This is a genomic window from Gracilibacillus halotolerans, assembly GCF_014206945.1.
Taxonomy (GTDB): Bacteria; Bacillota; Bacilli; order Bacillales; family Amphibacillaceae; genus Gracilibacillus; species Gracilibacillus halotolerans.
Genome location: NZ_JACHON010000006.1, coordinates 67660 through 84820 on the forward strand (window position 1 = coordinate 67660; position 17161 = coordinate 84820).

At 35.5% G+C, this 17161-nt stretch carries 15 protein-coding genes; all 15 read left to right on the forward strand.

The genetic code is table 11. The features are described 5' to 3' along the window. Positions 1-109 precede the first annotated feature (109 nt). On the forward strand, positions 110-940 hold the full coding sequence (locus GGQ92_RS08625) for an amidohydrolase family protein (RefSeq protein WP_184247190.1): 831 nt from the start codon (positions 110-112) through the stop codon (positions 938-940). A 34-nt stretch (positions 941-974) separates the two neighbouring features. Further along, entirely contained in the window at positions 975-3245 is a 2271-nt protein-coding gene (locus GGQ92_RS08630; RefSeq protein ID WP_184247193.1) for a helix-turn-helix domain-containing protein, read from the forward strand. Positions 3246-3602: 357 nt separating this feature from the next. Next, positions 3603-4553 carry an ABC transporter permease gene (locus GGQ92_RS08635; protein WP_184247324.1) on the forward strand — a complete coding sequence of 317 codons (951 nt, stop codon included), beginning with the start codon at positions 3603-3605 and terminating at the stop codon, positions 4551-4553. Between the two features lie 29 nt (positions 4554-4582). Further along, positions 4583-5482: a carbohydrate ABC transporter permease gene (locus GGQ92_RS08640; protein WP_184247196.1), complete on the forward strand. Its 900-nt coding sequence runs from the start codon at positions 4583-4585 to the stop codon at positions 5480-5482. A 69-nt stretch (positions 5483-5551) separates the two neighbouring features. Continuing rightward, the gene (locus GGQ92_RS08645) at positions 5552-7180 is read left to right on the forward strand and encodes an extracellular solute-binding protein (protein WP_343068799.1); all 1629 of its coding nucleotides are present in this window, start codon (positions 5552-5554) and stop codon (positions 7178-7180) included. Positions 7181-7275: 95 nt separating this feature from the next. Next, the gene (locus GGQ92_RS08650) at positions 7276-7509 is read left to right on the forward strand and encodes a YesL family protein (protein WP_184247198.1); all 234 of its coding nucleotides are present in this window, start codon (positions 7276-7278) and stop codon (positions 7507-7509) included. A gap of 6 nt (positions 7510-7515) precedes the next feature. Next, complete coding sequence (locus GGQ92_RS16690) at positions 7516-8016, forward strand: DUF624 domain-containing protein (protein WP_184247201.1); 501 nt, start codon at positions 7516-7518, stop codon at positions 8014-8016. Between the two features lie 302 nt (positions 8017-8318). Then, positions 8319-8888: an RNA polymerase sigma factor gene (locus GGQ92_RS08660; protein WP_343068800.1), complete on the forward strand. Its 570-nt coding sequence runs from the start codon at positions 8319-8321 to the stop codon at positions 8886-8888. Further along, complete coding sequence (locus tag GGQ92_RS08665; RefSeq protein ID WP_184247204.1) at positions 8869-9627, forward strand: hypothetical protein; 759 nt, start codon at positions 8869-8871, stop codon at positions 9625-9627. Before GGQ92_RS08660 ends, GGQ92_RS08665 begins: the two co-directional genes overlap by 20 nt. After that, positions 9618-10487 (forward strand): ABC transporter ATP-binding protein, encoded by an 870-nt coding sequence (locus GGQ92_RS08670; RefSeq protein ID WP_184247207.1) that lies wholly within the window; start codon positions 9618-9620, stop codon positions 10485-10487. Before GGQ92_RS08665 ends, GGQ92_RS08670 begins: the two co-directional genes overlap by 10 nt. A 5-nt stretch (positions 10488-10492) precedes the next feature. After that, positions 10493-11731 carry a hypothetical protein gene (locus GGQ92_RS08675; RefSeq protein ID WP_184247211.1) on the forward strand — a complete coding sequence of 413 codons (1239 nt, stop codon included), beginning with the start codon at positions 10493-10495 and terminating at the stop codon, positions 11729-11731. Continuing rightward, entirely contained in the window at positions 11732-12871 is a 1140-nt protein-coding gene (locus GGQ92_RS08680) for a hypothetical protein (RefSeq protein ID WP_184247214.1), read from the forward strand. Between the two features lie 89 nt (positions 12872-12960). Further along, positions 12961-13932 carry an LLM class flavin-dependent oxidoreductase gene (locus tag GGQ92_RS08685; protein ID WP_425486393.1) on the forward strand — a complete coding sequence of 324 codons (972 nt, stop codon included), beginning with the start codon at positions 12961-12963 and terminating at the stop codon, positions 13930-13932. Positions 13933-14369: 437 nt separating this feature from the next. Then, a complete protein-coding gene (locus GGQ92_RS08690; RefSeq protein WP_184247220.1) occupies positions 14370-15218 on the forward strand; it encodes an alpha/beta hydrolase-fold protein in 849 nt (282 codons plus the stop codon). Between the two features lie 86 nt (positions 15219-15304). After that, positions 15305-17140, forward strand: coding sequence for a sugar-binding protein (locus GGQ92_RS08695; RefSeq protein ID WP_184247223.1), 1836 nt, complete (start codon positions 15305-15307; stop codon positions 17138-17140). Positions 17141-17161: the final 21 nt, after the last annotated feature.

The following is a 17161-nucleotide window of genomic DNA, read 5'->3' on the forward strand; positions in this document are numbered from 1 at the left end:
GAATGGTGATTTAATGATAAATATCAAAAAAAGTTATAAAAACATCAGATTTTGCAATATGATTATACGTTATTTCATTATACTATAGAGATAAAATGGAGGTATTCAAATGAGAATTGACGCACATCAGCACTATTGGAAAATTAATCGTGGAGACTACGGGTGGATAACTCCAGAAATAACTGAGCTTTATAGAGATTTTCAACCTAACGATCTTAGCCCACATTTACAAGAGCATCATATTAGCCAAACTGTTCTTGTCCAGGCTGCCCCTACTATTGAGGAGACGGAGTATCTTTTAAACCTTACTAATGAAAACGGAACCATTGCAGGTGTTGTTGGATGGATTGATGTAGAGAAGTCAGATTATCAGTATCAGTATTCTCAATTTGAAAAACACCCCAAATTTCTCGGATTTCGTTTGATGATTCAAGATATGCCTGACGAAACAGTTATATTAAAAGAGCAATACATAGAGGCCATTCGTTATTTTGCTGAAAAAGATGTTCCCATAGATTTGCTTTTTACTCATGATCAATTTCCAGCGGTTCTTCAACTACTAGAAAAAGTACCAAATATAAGAGGAGTAATCGATCATATTGCAAAGCCAGCCATCGCTCAACAAGAATTAGAGCCTTGGAAGACTCACATAAGTAAAATTGCAGCTTATCAAAATATATATTGTAAATTATCTGGAATGGTGACAGAAGCGGATCATCTTTATTGGAAGCAAGAGGACTTTACCCCTTACATTCAACATGTTTTAGCAGAGTTTGGCATGGAACGAGTGATGTTTGGTAGTGATTGGCCGGTATGTCTTCTAGCAGGAAGCTATGATGACGTGATAAACATTTTGGAGCAGGCACTCCCGAATCAATTATCGGAAGCGGATAAAAAGAAGCTTTTTGGAGAGAATGCAAAAAAGTTTTATAAGATTTAGAAGATAAAAAAGCGTTACTAACAGGAGGGGTAAAATGCGAAGAGTGAAAGTAAGTAAAACCTTTCGGAATTTTTTGATTTCCTATGTTATTATACTTTCCATCCCTCTTATTACTGCTTTTATTAGCTATCATACATCGATTAAAATTGCAGAAACAAAATCAATTGAAAGTAGTCTTTTAGTATTGAACCAGAGCAAGACACATTTAGAACAAAGATTATCTGAGGTTGAAAAATTCACAAGACAATTAGCGCGGAATAGCTATATTAGTCTTATCATGAGCGAACAGAAACCCGAGAATGGAGGAAGTGCCTACCAATATGTGCAAATATCTAAAGAATTATTAAATAATATACAGGCTAATGAGTTTTTAGAAGATGCTTATCTTTATTTAAATAAGGATGACGTTATTATCCAACCTAATTCTGTATATGTTAGAATTAATGATTTTTATAAACTGTATCAATACAAAGATATTTCGTCTAACGATTGGAAAACAGATATTTTAGAACCCGTTTATCATAGAGAAATACTTCCTCTTCAAAAGTATGAAAAAAGAGATAAGGAAACATCGGTAATTACTTATCTACAATCCATTCCATTAACTTCTTTTGATTCTTCATTCGGAATGATTGTAATTCCGATAGAGCAAAGCAAAATCAACCATCTATTTAGCGGCATTTCTGAACGGTATGGTGGATGGGGTTATATAACAAATGAAGAAGGGGAACCGTTAGCTTATATTGGAACAGATAAAGAATTTATAGAAGGCTTAGATATTAAAGAGGATGAAACGCAAACGCATTATTATATAGACGATACGTTAATCATTACTACGCAGTCGGAAAATGGTTGGATGTATTATGCGGGTATACCAAAAAAAGTATTAATGAAAGAAGCTAATTCCATCAAAAGAATTGCTTTCATGGTTACAGCATTAAATTTGCTCGTTGGTCTTATTGTTAGTTTGTTTTTAGCTAATCGTCATCATCGACCGTTATTAACAATAATCGGTATATTAAGAGAAGAGTCTAAAGAGAGTAATTTAACGTATAACAATGAGTATGATTTTCTAAAAGGAAATATTGCTTCTTTAATCTCTAATAATCAGTCCTTACAATCAGAATTAAATGAACAATTACCAATGTTGAGAGAAGCTTATATTAAACAACTAATTAGAGGGGATTTCCATTCAGAGCAGGAAATTAAAACGGCGGCCTTGCAGGTCAACCTCCAAATCCATGAAAAAACTGGATATGTAGGAATCATAGGTGTTAAAGGATATGGGGACATGGAAGGCGATCAAGTCTATGAAGAGATTAACGCAGCTAGGATGATTATCAAGAAAGCATTAACGAATATTGAGCCGAATATCCTACTATGCTATCAGGGAAGGGATAAAATCATCGTCATTTTTCCACCGAATAAAGATGCAAATGGAATGGACTCTATTATAGAGATGTTACAAGAAGATATCGGTAAAAATTATCGAATTTCATTAAATATGTTTATTGGAGATTCTTTTAATTCTTATTTAGAAATAAATCGTTCCTTCAACGAGGCATTACAGACGATGGAATATGCGGAATTAATGAACTTGGATGGGATACAACGGTTTGCGGATATAGAGAAAGAAGGGGAATTATATGAATACCCAATCGAAATGGAGCTGAGTCTCTCCAATTATTTGAAAAAGGGCGAATATTCAGGTGCAAAACAAGTACTTAATCAAATATTCGCACTGAATTTTGAAGAAAAAAACTTACCACTCGATATGGGATACTTATTAATCGGAGAATTAAAATCTACTCTTATTAAGTCACTTGAACCGAAAATTGTCAGAGACCAAGAAGGATTAGAAAGGTTAAGAAATAAAGTTCTTGAAATTCAACTGAGAGATAGTTATCAAAACGTAAAGGAAGATATGTTGTATATAGCGAAGACGTACTGTGCATTCGTTGAAGAAAGACAAGCAGAAACAGATCATGAAGTTATCAATCAAATCACTCAATTTTTAGAAGAAAATTATAATGATTCGAGCTTAACTTTGTATGTACTTGCAGAGAAAATTGGGCGACCAGAAAATTTTATCTCTCATTTCTTCAAAGAAAAGACTGGGGAATCGATTATGGTATACTTAGAAAATTTACGAATGCAAAAAGCGACAGAGCTTTTAATTAGCACGGATGAAACGATAGATACAATATCTGAAAAAGTAGGTTATAATAGCTCACACTCTTTTAGAAGAGCATTTAAAAGAGTGATGAATATGACTCCTAATATGTATCGGAAGGTTAACAAATAAAGAAATAATTATGATAGAAAAACTTTGGCATTTCAAAGTGATGCCAAGGTTTTTCTTTATTTTTCCTTAGATTATAGCTAATGGAAGAACCAGCTACGAAAATAGAAATTGTACCTTCTAATTTTAATTGTACGTTCTATGAAGCACGTCTATAAAAAGCAGTAAATGAAAGCTTTATATAACAACGGATGTACAAGCATTACTAAAGATAACGTACTTTCCAACAAAAACTGTACCTTACTTTCGCCATTTTGGCATGCTATCTTTATTTTGTAAGCGCAACCATAACGGTAACGATGTGCGATTGTGCTGAGGAATAAAAATGTATAGGGAGGAGGTATTTCTATGAAGTTGGAAATGTATAGCACAGCATTAAAACAACAAAAAAGGAAAGTTTCCATTAGATCGAACCTTAATAAGGCATTCAAAAGACATTGGCAGCTGTATCTATTGGTCATTCCCCCTGTTTTATATTTTCTTATCTTTAAATATATACCGATGGCAAATGCCGTCATTGCATTTAAGGATTACAATGTTGTACAAGGTATTTGGGGAAGTGAGTGGGCAGGGTTAAAATATTTTAAACTATTCTTTGAGAACCCTAGCTTTTGGCCTTTAGTGAAGAACACCTTAGTATTGAGCTTATATACGTTGCTAGTTGGCTTTCCTATCCCTATTATATTAGCTCTTTTACTAAATGAAATTCGACAGGGTATTTTTAAACGATCCGTTCAAATGGTGACATATGCACCTTACTTTATTTCAACCGTCGTTATTGTATCTATGTTGACTCTTATTTTATCCCCAAGATTAGGCATTGTTAATGATGTCTTAGCCATATTTGGATTAGAGTCTATCAATTTCTTAGGTGAACCGGGAATGTTTCGCTCTGTATATGTTTGGTCTGATGTTTGGCAGCATACGGGATATAATGCCATTATTTATATCGCAGCTCTGGCAGGAGTAAACCCTGAATTATACGAGGCGGCGAAAGTGGATGGTGCTTCTCGTCTACAAAAAATTTTACATATAGACATCCCATCCATTATGCCAGTGATGGTCATTATATTGATTTTAAACGTAGGCAATATTATGGCGATCGGCTTTGAAAAAGTGTATCTATTACAAAACCCATTGAATTTAGCTACCTCGGAAATTATTGCAACCTACGTGTACAAGGTCGGTTTGTTAAACGCTAACTTTAGTTTTGCAACAGCTGTAGGATTGTTCAACTCTGTCATCAATCTTATCCTACTTTTATCTGTCAATACGATTGCTAAGAGGATATCTAATAACAGTCTTTGGTGATTTCAACGTAAAAAGAAAGGAGGATTTGTATGACTCGAGCGAAAAACAGCATTAGAGAGTCCTTAGGAGACAAAGTGTTTATGGCCATTGTCTATATCACTTTAACGATTGCATTACTAATTGTTCTCCTACCATTAGTGTATATCGTTAGTGCGTCTTTGAGTAGCCCTTCAGCAGTTACATCAGGAAAAGTTTGGTTGTGGCCAGTAGAATTTTCACTCGATGGATATAAGGCTACATTTAAGAATTCTAGAATCCTGACTGGGTATACGAACTCATTTATTTATACGCTATTTGGAACATTAATTAGTGTAACGTTAACCATATTAATTGCTTATCCATTATCACGGAAAAGCTTTTATGGGCGAAATGTATTAATGATTTTCATTGTATTTACGATGATCTTTAATGGTGGTCTTATCCCAACTTATTTAGTTGTACAGAATTTAGGGATGATAGATACAAGATGGGCGATGATCTTACCTCAGGCCATTGCAGTGTGGCAAGTTATTATCGCACGAACCTTCTTCCAGACGAGTATTTCAGATGATTTGGTGGAAGCGAGTGAAATGGATGGATGTAGTGATATTCAATTTATTTGGTCGATTGTCATCCCGTTATCCAAGCCTATCATAGCAGTTCTTGTGTTAATGTATGCAGTATTTCAATGGAATGCCTATTTCGATGCTTTAATTTATCTGAAATCTGCAGACTTACACCCACTCCAACTCGTTCTACGAGATATTATTATTTTGAACACTTCTGGTGGTGGGCAAATGGAGGCATCAGAAATGTTAAAGCAACAAGAGCTTTCCAATTTAATGAAATATTGTTTGATTGTCGTAGCAAGTTTACCTGTACTGATCATCTATCCTTTCGTACAAAAGCATTTCGTGAAGGGAGTGATGATAGGCTCTCTAAAAGGATAAGCTGTTTTAGAGTAAGAAATAGAATGCATTTTAAAATTCAATTTTTCAAGATGATAGGAGGAAGTGAAAGTGAATAAAAAACACATCATAAGCTTATTAATGATTGCGATGGTACTCCTTCTAGCTGCATGTTCGAATAATGAAGAAGCAGATAGTGGCTCGGATGAAGGTGGAGATGGAGTAGTGAAAATTAGTGTATTTTCACAGCAAAACTCTACCATGGATTTAGAAACAAACTGGTATTCCAATTTAATTGAAGATAAATTTAATATTGATTTTAATTGGCAAACTACTACTTGGGATAATACGGCTGCAGCGGAAGCTCGTAGTATAGCTATGGCAAGTGGGGATTACCCAGATATGTTTTTACTAATACCTTGGGTAGATCAGTTTTCACAAGCTGAGTTAATCAACTATGGTAAGCAAGGCGCTCTCATTCCTTTGAATGATCTAATTAAGGAGCACGCACCAAATATCCAAGAAGTGCTTGATAATCATGAGTACTATGCAGCAATGGCAACAGCTCCAGACGGAAATATATACGGATTACCACAACTAAATGAGTGTTTCCATTGTACATGGAATAATAAATTGTGGCTGAATCAAACATGGCTTGACAATCTTGGCTTAGATACTCCTACAACGCATGAAGAACTTGAAAAAGTGTTAGAAGCATTTAAGAATGAAGATCCAAATGGTAATGGTAAAAATGATGAAATACCTCTTAGTGGAGTTGCAGGATTAGATGATGGTGGAATCATAACGTATTTAATGAATGGATTTATCTATGATGATGCAACTACCAGACTGATAGTAGAAGACGGAAAAGTAGATTTTGCACCAATTAAGGAAGGCTGGAAAGAAGGCTTAGCTTATATGAATGGCCTTTATGAAAAAGGATTAATAGATTCAGGAGCATTTTCCCAAAACCAAGATGCACTGTACCAGTTGGGCGGAGCTGACGAAATGATTCTTGGTGGTACTGCCATTGTTCACCCAGCAATGATTGCAACGGATTTAGAGATTCATAACCAGTATTCTCCTGTTGCACCATTACAGGGACCGAATGGCGCTTGGGGAAGATATGACTATCCTAGTAAACCGGGTGGTACGTTTGCTTTAACGAACAAAGCAAGTGAAGAAGCGCAGATTGCAGCGATAAAAGTAATTGATTACATGTTTACAGAAGAGGGTAAAATTCCCGCTGAAAATGGTGAGGAAGGTGTTGGCTGGCAGAAACCTGAAGAAGGAGATGTCGCCATTAATGAAGATGTAGAACCTATCCTCAAGCAAATACCATTAGCCGAAGGGGAAGAAGAAAGAAATGATAGCTGGGGACCTTTATCTCAGTATTATCACCCAACAGAATTTAGAGATGGATTAGTTCAAGATATGGATATTTATTCTGCAGGTGGTTATGAGCGTAGACTCCAAGAGGCAACTTATTTATATGAAGGAACACAACCAGAGGAAGTTTTCCCTCATTGGGCAGTATGGTACGACCTAGAAGTAATAGATGAACTTAGCATGATGAGAACGAATATTGAAGATTATATTTACCAAAATGCCGTACAATTTATTACAGGTGACAAGAGCTTAGAATCTGACTGGGATGAATATGTAGAAGGCTTCAATCGATTAGGTTTAGACCGTTATTTAGAAATTATGCAACAAGCGTTTGATAACGCCCAGTTCTAAAAAAGTTTGAGATAAACAGGATATTCACCTAATAGTATTAGTGGGTGAATATCCACTTAAGGAAATATAAAACAATTGGAAAGGAGGAGAAAAAGGTGGGAGCTAGTGGATTAATGGGTGTATTTTATACTTTTTCAGAATGGGTCATGCGATTACTCATTATCAATCTACTATGGATCACTTTTAACATCCCTATTGTATATTTAGTTATTAATTTGATAGCAGTGGAGAATATAAATGAGCTATTTATGGTAGCTATGACGATAGCAGCACTTTTGCCATTCGTCTTCTTTCCCGCCACTTCTGCATTGTTCGCTGTTACTCGTTAGTGGGTCATGAAAGAAACGGATATCCGTATCATCCATTCCTTCTGGCGCTATTATAAAGAAAATTATGTAAGGAGTATGGTTGGAGGATTGATCTTAGGTGCGATATGTGCTATCTATGTATTAGATTATTATTATTTTATCTTGTTAAAAGGTGAATCTTTCGGCTCTACCTTATTCTTCTTCTTATCCATTGTTTTTCTAATCGTGTTTATGTTTTTGTTAGTATTTACATTTAATTTTGTTTCATATACCGTGCATATAAATGAGAGTTTATTAAAGTCGCTAAAAGATTCTTTCATTATAACGATTGGGAATCCTTTAATCAGTATTAGTATTTGTAGTTTGAATGCCTTGATTATTTACATTAGTTTCTCTGTACTAACATTTCTAATTCCCTTTTTCATGGGGGCATTGATAGCACTCATTTCCTTTGCAGGATTTTATATGATTTATCTAAAAGTAGTATTGATGAATGAAACTCGGAGTGGGTATCTTAGAAGTGTTTGAGATGGCGATATGAATAAACTATAAAAGTTACTGTAAAAAAGTAATAGGTTGGATTTAAAGGATAAGGTTACAAGCAAAAGTTTCATAGATTTGCTTGTAGCCTTATTTGTTGTTTTATAGATTGCAGGTTCGGTTTGCTTAATATAAACAGAAGATGATAACAAATTATTATGCTAAGCTAAAGTAAAATTAACGATTAAGGAAATTTCGAGTAGATATTTTTCTGTTTTTTTATAAAAGTTAAAACTATTATTCTTCAATTTTCGAATATATAGGCGAACTATGAAAGCGAGTTGTTAGTGGTGATCAATTTTGAAAAGAGATGGATACAGAAGATTAAAGACAATTCGGACCATGCAAGTGCTAATAAGCTCATCGAGAAATATTATAAGGAAATATATGTCTATGTATATAAACAGATGTTGGATGAAGAGCTGTCTCTTGATTTGACACAAGAAATATTTATTCGCATGCTGAAATCGATTCATAATTTTGAAGGTACTAGATCCAGTTTTCGGACTTGGCTATATCGAATTGCGACTAATCATTGTATTGACTATTTCCGCTCCAAACACTATAAGTCAACCACCCGAATAAATTTAATTCCCGAAATAGAGCTAGTAAGCGAGAATAATGTTGAACTTTCCTTAGAATACAAGGAGGACTATGAAGAAATCCAACTCTTATTGGCTCAGTTGTCTGAAGAAGTACAAAAAATTGTTCGTCAGAAAATATTCTTAGATTATTCATTTCGAGAAATTGCAGAGATATTAGATATACCCGAATCTACCGTTAAAACTAAGTATTACAGAGCAATAAAGCAAATGCGAATAAGAATGGAGGCCTATCGTAATGAAACGAAACAAATTTGAAGTACGGGTTCCCAGAGATGAAATCATTCGTGAGCAAATTTCAACTATTATAGAAAAAGGCCTGCCAAAACGGAAAACTTTTCTGGAAACCTTAAATGAAATTTATAATAAATTGCCCCTTTGGCATGTTCTATTTGGAAGAGGAGAATGGTTGTTTTCATTACTCATATTGACTTTCTTTTTATCACTAACTATGTTGTCGACTAGTAACCAGACAATTAAAGAAACAGAATTTTATAGTTTACTATTCACAGTTGCTCCTTTTGGGTTTCTTGCTCTAACTGGCTTTTCCTATCTGCACAGAAGAATCAACCGTACTTTGGAAATTGAGATGACAACGAAGTTTACTGTCTATCAAATGCTAGCACTCCGCATGTTTGCTTACAGTATAATAGCGAGTTTTTTAATAATTACATGTATTCTTTTCACAGCACAGTTTATTGAAGTTAATATTATATATTCGATACCGATTGGACTATCAGGTTTATTTATTTTCGCTTCGATAATGCTATTGCTTTATCAAGAACGGCATTTATATATTCGTACTGGAGCCTTCAGTATGATATGGATTGGTGGGAATTGGCTTTTCTCCTATTGGTTGGATTCCTACATACTCATCCTTTTGAAACTTCCTGTCATCATTTATTTTCTAATTTTGTTGTCGGTCATATGCTTGTTTATATACGCTTTAAAACGATTTTTCACACGTAATCAAGGAGGAGCATTTGAATGCTTATAATAAAGAATATTAGTAAGCGATATGGGGATTTTGAGGCATTAAAAGAAATAAATATGAGCTTAGAAAATGGAATTTATGGGATACTTGCACCTAATGGAGCTGGAAAGACCACGTTGATTAAAATGTTAGCGACACTAATAAATCCTACAGAAGGTGAAATCACCTATAATGGAAAAAATATTTTCCAATTAGATGATGATTACCGAGACATATTAGGTTATTTACCACAGCAATTTGGTTATTACAAACACTATACACCAAGGCAATATTTAACGTATCTTGCAGCGTTAAAAGGGATATCAAAGAAAATTGCTGAAGCTCGTACAGATGAGGTTTTAGAGATGGTAGCCTTATCAGAGGTGAAAAATAAGAAAATGCGGAAATTTTCAGGCGGGATGATTCAACGAGTGGGAATTGCTCAAGCTCTCTTGAATGATCCGAAAATCTTGATCCTTGATGAACCAACAGCTGGATTAGATCCAAAAGAAAGAGCGCGTTTTCGTCAAATTTTATCCAGTCTTTCTCGCAATCGAATCATTTTGATTTCGACGCATATCGTTTCAGATGTAGAGACGATTGCTAATGAGATTATTATGATTAAAAATAAGCATCTTTTATATAAGCAGGATGTATTATCTATTTGTCAAACACTCGAAGGTAAGGTTTTTGAAACAGTAATTGATTTTAAAGATTTAGCGAATTTTTCAGAGAGGTACTTCATACTGGGAGAGAGACAGGACAAAGGAAAAACAATGATTCGATTTGTGGCAAACGAGGAGAATTCTGATTGGAAACCAATTACTCCCCAGTTAGAAGATATATTTTTATATAAATATGCGAATGAAAGTACAAGTGGGTGAAAAGGATGAGGATTACTCTCCTTGAACTTCAAAAAATCCTCCGATCGCCTGTTATTGTGCTTATGTTACTAGTTTTTGTTGGGTTTAATCTATTCACAATCTTATCAAATGCATACATGAAAGATGAATTGAAGATATTGAATCAGATAGTACAAGAGTACGGATTATCATTCAATGATGAAAGCTTAAAGGAATTAAAACGTGCAATTGAACAAGGTGTTAGTTCGATTGATCATCAAGCAGAAACAATCAATGATTTTTTTAATCAACTAACCTTTGAAAATTATACTAATTATAGTTTGGATGACCAAAAGACTATCGATAATTTATCCTTGCGCTATCTGTACTATAATCAAGCTTCAGCGCTGGAGGAAAGGTATGAAGAATTAGACATTGAGGTGATAGGTGATGGAGTTATCGAAAAATTTAATATTAGTGGCATTGCTGAAGAGTTAATCCTTAATGATTATGAAAAATTAGCAATGCGGTTTGATGAAATTGTAGAAGAGCAAGAATATAAGACTTGGTTTTTTGCCGGGAATCCATACCGAATGCATAGTCAATTATTTCGCGAACTGATGTCAATTATCGCAATTGAAGGAGTAATTCTGGTAGTGCTTATATCAGCATTTATTGCTTGTTATGAAAGAGATAATCGAACAAGTTTTGTCACATATTCAACAAAGACTGGTCGTCGTTTGATGCTTAAAAAGTGGTATGCATCTTTGCTTGGTACGTTAATAGTTTGTGGCTTTTTGTTTATTGTAACGTTAGCTATTTACTTCACCACCTTCGATTATAGTGGCCTTTGGGAAAGCTTTGTTTCTAGCGGGATCAATTGGGAATATAAATTTCCTTATGTGACTTGGTATGATTTCACCTTTATCGAGTATTTAGGTATGGCTATACTTATTATTACAACAACCTTGTTGCTTATTTCAACCCTAACTTTTGGAGTGTCGGTTTTTATTCAAAATAGTTATATGGCGACGGTTTTCTGCTATTTATTATTAGTTGCTATGTTTGTAATTCCTAGTCTATTTACATTCTCTTCTTTGTTACTTTTACTAGGTCAGTTTAATCCAACTTTATTAATTTTAAATCCACATATGTACTTCAATGGGTTAGCTGGTTTGGCAGGAAGTCAATACCACGAAATCATTACATTAACGGTATGGATGGTAATTTCTATGTTTCTACTCACCATAAGCCTTAAACGATTTATGCGAAAGGATTTAGTCTAAATGAAATTATTTTGGATGGAGTTAAAGAAAATATTCACTTGGCCAGTTATTTTGCTCGTAGTGATACTGAATTTATTATTATACATATTACTAATTGAGTTTGAGCTAGAATACTTTCCGAATGGTCGCCCTGCTAAGGATGTTTTTCAGGTTGAAATGGAGATGATTGACAGATACGGAGAAGTTATCGATGAGGATGAGTTTGCTGATTTTATAGGAACATATGACGAACGAGTGAAAGACGCAAACGAATTTTTGCAAACCGATGAGTTAGCAATTAAAGCAGGAGTTGATTCCTATGAGGAATTTCGGAATACTGATATAGATGATATGGCTGCTGAAGAAATGCATAGTCATATTATGTTTGAACTAGAAGAAGACTTATTTTGGGAATTGCAAGCACGAGAGTCAATCATCGAGAGGTATGAGTCAAGAGTAACGGGTCTTGAATTTTTAATTCGTTATCAATCCAATAGTAAACAAGAAAAAGAACGAATTCGAGAAATGCTACAAAATAGAAAATTCCAATATTACAGTGAACTTGTACTTCGTAATTTTGAAAATTACTCCAGTCAAGTGGTAGTGATTATATTGTTAAGTATTGCGATCGTTTTATCTCCAATTTATATAAGAGATAAAGTGAGAGATATTGTTCCACTTCAATATACGAGTAAGAAGGGAAGAGGGATATTCCATTTAAAATGGCGTGCGGGGTTAACTTCAATTGGAATTCTTTTAGCCATTCACCTGTTGATTTATGGAGGACTCTATTTAACAAACGATACAGCTCATTATTTTTTTATGCATGTGTATAGTATGTCTAATAACCCAGTATGGTACGATATTACGTTTGGTGAATTTATTCTTTTAACTATTGTAGCTATAATCATGTTAGGATATGTGTTCGGTATTCTGACCATCGCTTGTTCTGCACTGGTTGGAAACTATCTGACCCAAATCAGTACTCAAATATTACTATTTTGTGCCTTTGCCTTCGTGATGATTCCTGTTGGTGTTCAGCGAATAATTGAGACGATGTACTTGCCATGGGTTGTACCTACGATCTATATTAGCCTGATTTTATTTGTTTGCCTAACAGACAGATTTGTTAAAAAACGTGAGTTAGTGAAAGACATTTAGATGATCCAAGCCAGATTAAGTATGTTTATTTGAACAGAAGGAAACAATCTAATACGATGAGAGATAAATATGGACAAAAGGAGTACGTCATCATGAAGTTGGGTGTTTTGGATCAAATGGCGCAACCGAAAGGGCTAACAGCGGAGGAGACAGCAGCTCAAACGATTGAGTTAGCACAATATGTAGAGAGCTTAGGCTATGAGAGATATTGGTTTGCTGAGCATCACGCAACAAAGGGGATGGTATCAAGTTCCCCTGAGATTATGATGGCTGCAGTCGCAGCAAAGACGGATGATTTAAAAGTAGGAAGCGGAGGTATTCTACTGCCACAGTATAGTTCTTATAAAGTAGCTACTCAGCTTTTTCAATTACAGGCTTTGTTTCCAGGCAGAATTGAAGCTGGGGTAGGTCGTTCGCCTGGTGGTAACGAGACAATTCGTTCATTGCTAGCGGATGGAAAACCAAATCAACTAGAAGAGTACCCTGAAAAGTTAAAAGACCTTGTTACGTACTTGAGCAAAAATGGAAGCATTCGTGCCGCACCGAGGACAGAGGAATCCCCAATGTTGTATTCATTGGGCCTTGGTGAAAATAGTGCCAAACTTGCTGCAGAATTAGGTGTCGGCTACGTGTATGGGCACTTCATCAATCCGAGTCGAGGCAAACAGTCACATGAGATATATGAAGCTCAATTTACTGAAGGCTATCTTACAAAGCCATCCAGAAGATCCGCCATTTTTGTTATATGCGGTGAAACAGACGAGCACGCAGAGGAGTTAGCAATCAGTCAAGATGCATGGTTACTACATGTGGAAAAAGGCTTGGATAGTAGAGTGCCTAGTACCGAAGAAGCAAGAGAAACGGATTGGAATGAGGAAGAATTGGCTAAAATTCGAAACAACCGTAAGCGGATGATAATTGGCGGGCCTAATAAGGTTAAGAATGAGTTACTAGCTCTTTCTAAGCAATATCAATGCGACGATTGGTTGATTCTAACAAACATTCACGACTTTGAGGAAAAGAAACAATCTTACTGCAGGATTATGGAGATACTTCATTAGATTTTTTAATTAGTGATCGCTTTGTATACGAAGACTACTATTAAGGATAAATGAACACAAAATAATACTCACCTGTAAAGGGAATCCCTATTTCGTTTTTTATTAAAATGGAATAGGTTTTTTTGTTTATACGTTAGGATAGTATATTTTTTTACGTTAAGGTAATTCGGCGTAAAAAAGTTCCAAGTACAGTACATCATAGGAGAACACTAGCCAAATTTTCTTTACTGAATGATTAAATATTAGGATATATCAATTTTACATTCGTTTAGGTCATTGTTATGCCTATGTGACTTATAGTAACATTAAAATTGATAGTAGAAATTATGGAATTCAGGAATTTTTCACTACACTGCTGAAAGGTGGTGATACATCCTTTTTAAGCGGGAGTTATTAAATAGTCTAAGACTAAAATAATTTAGTAGGTAGGTGAAAAAATGAAGAGAATTTACTTTTTGATATTATCTTTTTGTATTGTGTTTGCAATTGCTCCAGGCGCTATAACCGCTTCAGAAAAAATCGAAGCTCTATCTCCTGGATATGATGAATATCAAACTGAAATTCCTCATGGTGAAATGAAAATGGTTACGTATTATTCTACTACAATTGGACTTGACCGCAATGCAATGGTCTATACTCCTCCAGGGTATTCGCCAAAGAAAAAATACAATGTTTTATATCTTCTGCATGGAATAGGGGGAGATGAGAATGAGTGGAATGACCAAATGAACCCTAAAAATATTTTGGACAACCTCTATGCAGAGAATAAATTAGAACCAATGATTGTTGTTTTTCCAAATGGTCGTGCGATGGCAGACGATCGTCCCATTGGAGATATATTTGATCCTGAAAAAATTGCGGCATTTGAAAGATTTGAAGAAGATTTACTAAATGATCTTATCCCGTATATTGAATCGGAATATCCTGTTTGGAAAAATCGCCATCATCGTGCCCTAGCGGGGTTATCTATGGGTGGAGGCCAGTCGTTAAATTTTGGATTAAAAAATGTAGACACTTTTGGTTGGATTGGAGCATTCTCTGCAGCACCCAATACAAAGCCGTTGGAAGAACTAGTTACAAATCCAAAGAAAGTATCCAAGCGACTTCATTTACTCTGGCTATCATGTGGTGAGGATGATGACTTGTTATTTGTTAGTGAAAACTTTCATCGTAGCTTAACAGAAAAAAATATCCCTCATCAATGGTATTTAGATCAGGGAGGTCATGAACCAGCGGTTTGGAGTAGTGGATTGTATCATTTTTCCCAACAACTCTTTAAAAAGTGATGTCAAACGATTGTTGCATGAATAGCGTAAATAAAATTGTAATCGCTTACTACTTGAAGTGAAATACATTAACTATGGAGGCTATTATGAAAAGAAAAACTATCAAACCTGTACTTACGATATTGGTTGCTGTAGCGCTAGTATTCACCTATTCATCTAGTAGTTTGCCGGATGTTTCTGCTTCTTCAGGAAATGGAAAGTCAGGTAAATCTGCAGCGCCGCCTAAAAAAATTCCGGTGGACAAAGATGGATTTGATTCGGAGGGGAGAATGGTTGCCTATTTTGGCTCCCCACTTATTGATGGAGAAGTAGATAAAAAGGAATGGAAGCATGCTCCTAAAGTAAAACCGAAATATATAAATACCGATAACGTTTCGGCAACATTTCAGGCGTTATGGGATGATGATGCGATTTATATTCTTGCAGAGGTCAAAGACAAAAATTTATCCGTAGAATCAGGTACGCCATATATGCAAGATTCGGTGGAAGTATTTTTGGACGAGAATAATGATAAGTCACAGGAATATGGGATGGATGATTTGCATATTCGCGTTAACTATGAAAATGCATTATCAGTGGATAACGGAAATGCGGACGATTATTACACAGCGACAAAGAAAACGAAGGATGGATATATCGTTGAAGCGAGAATAGGGTTAAAAGGTAAGCCTGAAAATGGACAAGTACTAGGAATTGAATTGCAAGTAAATGATGCAGTAGGCTCCGAGAGGGTAGGAACGATTAATGTGTTTGATTCAACCGGTAATGCATGGAACGATACAAGTGTATTTGGGGAGATTGTCCTTGCAGGGAAAAAGAAGAATGACACTAGCGGACTAAATCCTTATGATCTCATCAACTTAGTAAAGAAAACGTTAAAAATGGATTTTTCACTTTACAAAAACTCAAATGTTGTAATGGAAGCTATTGGTGACGTTACGGAAAGTGCACTCATCAATGAGAAGAAGGTTAAACAAGAACAAATTGATGAGCAGTATGACGCATTACAGGAGGCAATCAGCAAGTTGGAAATGACAGAAGAAGCTGCAAACGAAAAATACTTTACACCTCTTCCAGATGAGTATCGAATTGAATCCGAACAGCCAGGAACAATCGAAACCTTACATTATCAAACTGAAAATTTAGATGGTGGAAAAGACGATAAGAAATTCCATGTTTATCTTCCACATGGCTACGACGAATCCGACTCAAGTAAGAAATATAACGTTCTCTACCTCATGCATGGTGGCGGTGAGAATGAAGATCTTATTTTCGGCGGTCCAAATGAAAGTAGAGAGATGAAGAGAATTATCGATAACATGATTGCGAAAGGTGACATTGAACCTCTAATCGTAGTCACGCCGAGTTTCTATGGAGGAAAAGGTGATGTTGCTCTATTCCACGAGGAACTAGTTAATGATATTATTCCACTAGCGGAAACAGAGTACCATACCTATGCTCAATCTGGAAGCAGAGAGGATATAAAAGCCTCGAGAGCACATCGAGCGTTTGGAGGATTTTCTATGGGATCCGTCACCACATGGCATACCTTTGCTGAAGCTCTTGACTATGTTAAATATTATATGCCACTAAGTGGTGATAGTTGGGCAATAGAGGATTCTGGTGGTGGTAGCAAGCCGAAGGAGACGGCTGAATACCTTGCAAATGTCGTAAGAAACTCTGAATATACACCAGAGGACTTCTACATTTTCAGTGCTACAGGAAATCAAGATATCGCATATCCGAATTTAAAGCCCCAAGTGGACGAAATGAGAAAACTATCAGATGTGTTCATTTATTCCTCGGATACAAATAAAGGGAACTTCTACTTTATTGAAGCGGATGGCGGTGTTCATTCTTGGTACTGGCAGAATCAGTTTATTTACAATATCTTGCCGGATCTATTTGTAGACGAGGAGTAATCGTACAACACTTTAAAAGAC

What these genes read in the sequence shown, in the direction of transcription:
- GGQ92_RS08675 (WP_184247211.1), top strand. Translation starts at nt 10,493, where the DNA reads ATGAGGATTACTCTCCTTGAACTTCAAAAAATCCTCCGATCGCCTGTT.
- GGQ92_RS08630 (WP_184247193.1), top strand. Translation starts at nt 975, where the DNA reads ATGCGAAGAGTGAAAGTAAGTAAAACCTTTCGGAATTTTTTGATTTCC.
- GGQ92_RS08695 (WP_184247223.1), top strand. Translation starts at nt 15,305, where the DNA reads ATGAAAAGAAAAACTATCAAACCTGTACTTACGATATTGGTTGCTGTA.
- GGQ92_RS08670 (WP_184247207.1), top strand. Translation starts at nt 9,618, where the DNA reads ATGCTTATAATAAAGAATATTAGTAAGCGATATGGGGATTTTGAGGCA.
- GGQ92_RS08640 (WP_184247196.1), top strand. Translation starts at nt 4,583, where the DNA reads ATGACTCGAGCGAAAAACAGCATTAGAGAGTCCTTAGGAGACAAAGTG.
- GGQ92_RS08625 (WP_184247190.1), top strand. Translation starts at nt 110, where the DNA reads ATGAGAATTGACGCACATCAGCACTATTGGAAAATTAATCGTGGAGAC.
- GGQ92_RS08635 (WP_184247324.1), top strand. Translation starts at nt 3,603, where the DNA reads ATGTATAGCACAGCATTAAAACAACAAAAAAGGAAAGTTTCCATTAGA.
- GGQ92_RS08665 (WP_184247204.1), top strand. Translation starts at nt 8,869, where the DNA reads ATGAAACGAAACAAATTTGAAGTACGGGTTCCCAGAGATGAAATCATT.
- GGQ92_RS08680 (WP_184247214.1), top strand. Translation starts at nt 11,732, where the DNA reads ATGAAATTATTTTGGATGGAGTTAAAGAAAATATTCACTTGGCCAGTT.
- GGQ92_RS08690 (WP_184247220.1), top strand. Translation starts at nt 14,370, where the DNA reads ATGAAGAGAATTTACTTTTTGATATTATCTTTTTGTATTGTGTTTGCA.
- GGQ92_RS16690 (WP_184247201.1), top strand. Translation starts at nt 7,516, where the DNA reads ATGAAAGAAACGGATATCCGTATCATCCATTCCTTCTGGCGCTATTAT.